Source organism: Azospirillum sp. UFLA03-27, from assembly GCF_059803775.1.
Genome location: NZ_JAUQTX010000426.1, coordinates 1 through 3,059 on the forward strand (window position 1 = coordinate 1; position 3,059 = coordinate 3,059).

At 70.3% G+C, this 3,059-nt stretch carries 2 protein-coding genes; both read right to left on the reverse strand.

The features are described from left to right. Position 1: 1 nt before the first annotated feature. Positions 2–1,717 (reverse strand): caspase family protein, encoded by a 1,716-nt coding sequence (locus tag Q4I23_RS31850; RefSeq protein WP_498528886.1) that lies wholly within the window; start codon positions 1,715–1,717, stop codon positions 2–4. Between the two features lie 145 nt (positions 1,718–1,862). Further along, on the reverse strand, positions 1,863–3,059 hold a 1,197-nt coding region (locus Q4I23_RS31855), incomplete at its 5' end, for an adenylate/guanylate cyclase domain-containing protein (RefSeq protein ID WP_498528887.1).

Here is a 3,059-nt window from a genome sequence, read left to right on the forward strand (position 1 = left end):
GTTATAGTCTCGTGGGCTCGGAGATGTGTATAAGAGACAGCGATGCGACCTCCGGCGGCTTGGCGGAGGGGGTGAGCGCGCCCAGCTTCTCGCGCGCCGGCTTGGCGTAGGTGCCGCTGCCGAACAGGCGCAGGAAGGCCTCGAAGTCGGCGGGCTCGCGGCTGCCCTTGACCATCTGCCACAGCGATTCCTCAAGCGCCGGCGCGGCCGGAGCGGCGCCCGGCGGGGCGATCTCCAGCGTCACCGTGCCGGTGGCCTTGCCGCCCTTGCCGTCCTCCACCTGATAGGTGAAGGCACCGGCGGCCCCCGCCCGCTCCTGTTCCGGGTCGAAGGTCAGCCGGGTCAGCCCCTCGGCCGGCAGGCGGTCGCCGGGGCGGATCAGGGTGGCGCCATCGCGCACCTTGCCGCGGTCGGGCACGGCGGTGACGGTGATGGTCAGCGGGTCGCCGTCGGGGTCCACCGGCGCCTCGATGGCCAAGCGATTCGGCAGGGCGCGGATGGTGCGCGCGCCGGCCACCACCGGCTCACGGTTGCTCGGCTTGATGGTGATCGCCACGCCGCCCCGCGCCACGCCGCCCCGCCCGTCCATGATCGCGAAGTCGAAGCGCCCGGCATTCCCAACGACGGTCGCGTCCGGCTTGAAGCTGGTGGCGGCGAGTTGCTCCACGGTCAGGTAGTCGCCGATCAGCACGATGCGGTCGCCGATGCGCACGCTGCCGCCGCGCGGCAGGCCGGAGATCTGGGCGAAGAGCTGGTCGTCGTCGGGATCGGTCGGGCGCCCGATGCGCAACGGCTCGGCGTCGGCGCGGTCGGATAGCTCCAGCGGGCGGATCTCGCCGAGCACCGGCGGCCGGTTCGGCGGGCGCGGGTTGAAGTAGAAGGGCGCCGCCCCCAGCGAACCAAAGATGTAAGGCTCCTGCCGCCCGTTGGTCGCCTGCCGCACGGTGTCGCGCACGTTGCGGAAGAACAGGCTCAGCTCCAGCCCCGGCGTCTGGAGATGCTGGAGCAGCGCGTCGGTGTAGGGGCTGTGGTCGCCCTGCCCGTCCTCGGCCAGCTGGTCGGCGCGGGTGGCCATGGCGACCAGCGTGTCGCTGGGCGTGTCGTCGACGCGGGCGAAGCCGTAATTGACCTGGATGCGGTTCTGTCCGGCCTGCTTCAGCCGATCCACGAAGGGGTTGTTGCGGCAGGAATCGAGCATCAGGATGCCCAGCTTGCGCGCCTGCGACAGCTCGCCCATCATCAGATTCAGCGGCATCGCCTCGTAGACGAGGTCGCGCTCGCGCTCCAGCCTGGCGTCGGCCGGGACGATGTAGTTGTTGCCGCCCACCTGGATGCCGTGCCCGGCGTAGAAGATCACCGCCACGTCGGCCTGCGAGGCGCGGATGCCGAAGTCGCGCAGCGCCCGCTCGAAGCTGCGGTTGTCCATGTCGAACTTCTCGTCCACGTCGAACTGAAGCGTGCGCAGGGCCTCGGCGATGGCCTTGGCGTCGTTGACCGGGTTCTGGAGTTCGGGGGCGAACTCGTACTTGCCGATGCCGACGACCAGCGCGATGCGCTTCTCCGGGGACTGGGAGGCCTGGGGTGGTGGAGATTGAGGGGGAGAGGATTGGGCGGCCGCGCGTGGAGCCCATCCGAAGAGGCCCAGCAACAGCAGGACGAGGGCGAGCGACCAGAGGTCCCTGCCCAAACGAAGCTGCGTCGAGTGTCCGTCGAACATCGGCCGGCTCCATGGTGGGAAGGCGGTTGCGCACCCCATACCCGGCACCCGTCGGCATAAAATTGCCAATTAGCCGATCTTAATATTTCGATTCCTGCGCACCAAGCGTTCATTCAGCCTAATCCCGAATACGGAGAATGGGTGATTACTCCCCAGCCTCCGCAGCGGGCCGCACCTCCTCCCCCTCCCGGTCGAGGACCAGCCAGGCGCGCACCGCCTTGCGCTTGCCCTTCAGCGCCATCTCGCCCACCGGCAGTCCGGCCACCGTGCCCTGCACCGCCGTCCAGGTCGGTTCCCCGATGACGATCCGGCAATGGGGGGAGGAGCGCATGGCCACCGTCTTGCCCAGCGCCTCCAGCCGGGCCGCCGTATTGGCGGTGTCGCCGAGCAACGAATATTCCATGTGCCGCAGCCCGCCCAGGCTGCCCGCCACCAGCGGACCGGTGTGGATGCCGACGCGGATGCCGATGGCCGGCAGCCCCTCCGCCTGCCAACGCTTGTTCAGCTCCCGAAGCTCCCGCCCCATCTGGATGGCGCAGCGCACGGCGCGCTCGGCGTCGGCGTCGATCTCCGCCTGGGTGGTGCGGGCGACGGGGGCGCCGAAGACCGCCAGGATGGCGTCGCCGATGAAGCGCAGAACGATCCCGTCATGGGCCGCCACCACCCGCACCATGGCGTCGAGATAGCCCTCCAGCCAGAGGATCAGCGGTTCCGGCTCCAGCGCCTCGCAGACGGTGGTGAAGCCTTCGATGTCGGAGAAGAAGACGGTGGCGGTCAGCTCCTGCGGGCGGGGGCGCCCGCCGGCCAGGAAGGTCGCGCGCTCCCGCCATATCTCGTCAGCGACGGGCTGGGAGACGTGGTTGGCGAACAGTTGCATCAGGCTGCGGCGGTCGGTGCGCTCCTTCAGCGACAGATGCGCGGTCATCGCGGCGATGCCGCCCAGCCACGCCGCCGAGGGTGCCATCATCGCCACCAGCGGCCCGCCCTGGGCGAACAGCGCCAGCGCCGCCGCCCACAGGGCGAGCAGCCCGAGCAGGCTGGCCGGCACCAGCAGCCACACCGGCCAACCGGCCACCGCCAGCGCCACCCCGGCGGCACCCAGCACCAGCACCAGCGCGATGACCCCGCCGAAGGACAGGTCGCGGCTGGTCCGGCCGTCGAGGATCTGGGCCAGCGCGTGGGCCTGGATCTCCACCCCCGGCGTGGACAGGCCGGCGACCGACAGCGGCGTGCGGTGCTGGTCGACCCCGACCAGGACGGTGCCGACCACGGCGATCCGCCCGGCCAGCCAGCCGCGCGGCCTGTCTCTTATACACATCTGACGCTGCCGACGATTATACGC

What these genes read in the sequence shown, in the direction of transcription:
- Q4I23_RS31850 (WP_498528886.1), bottom strand. Translation starts at nt 1,717, where the DNA reads ATGTTCGACGGACACTCGACGCAGCTTCGTTTGGGCAGGGACCTCTGG.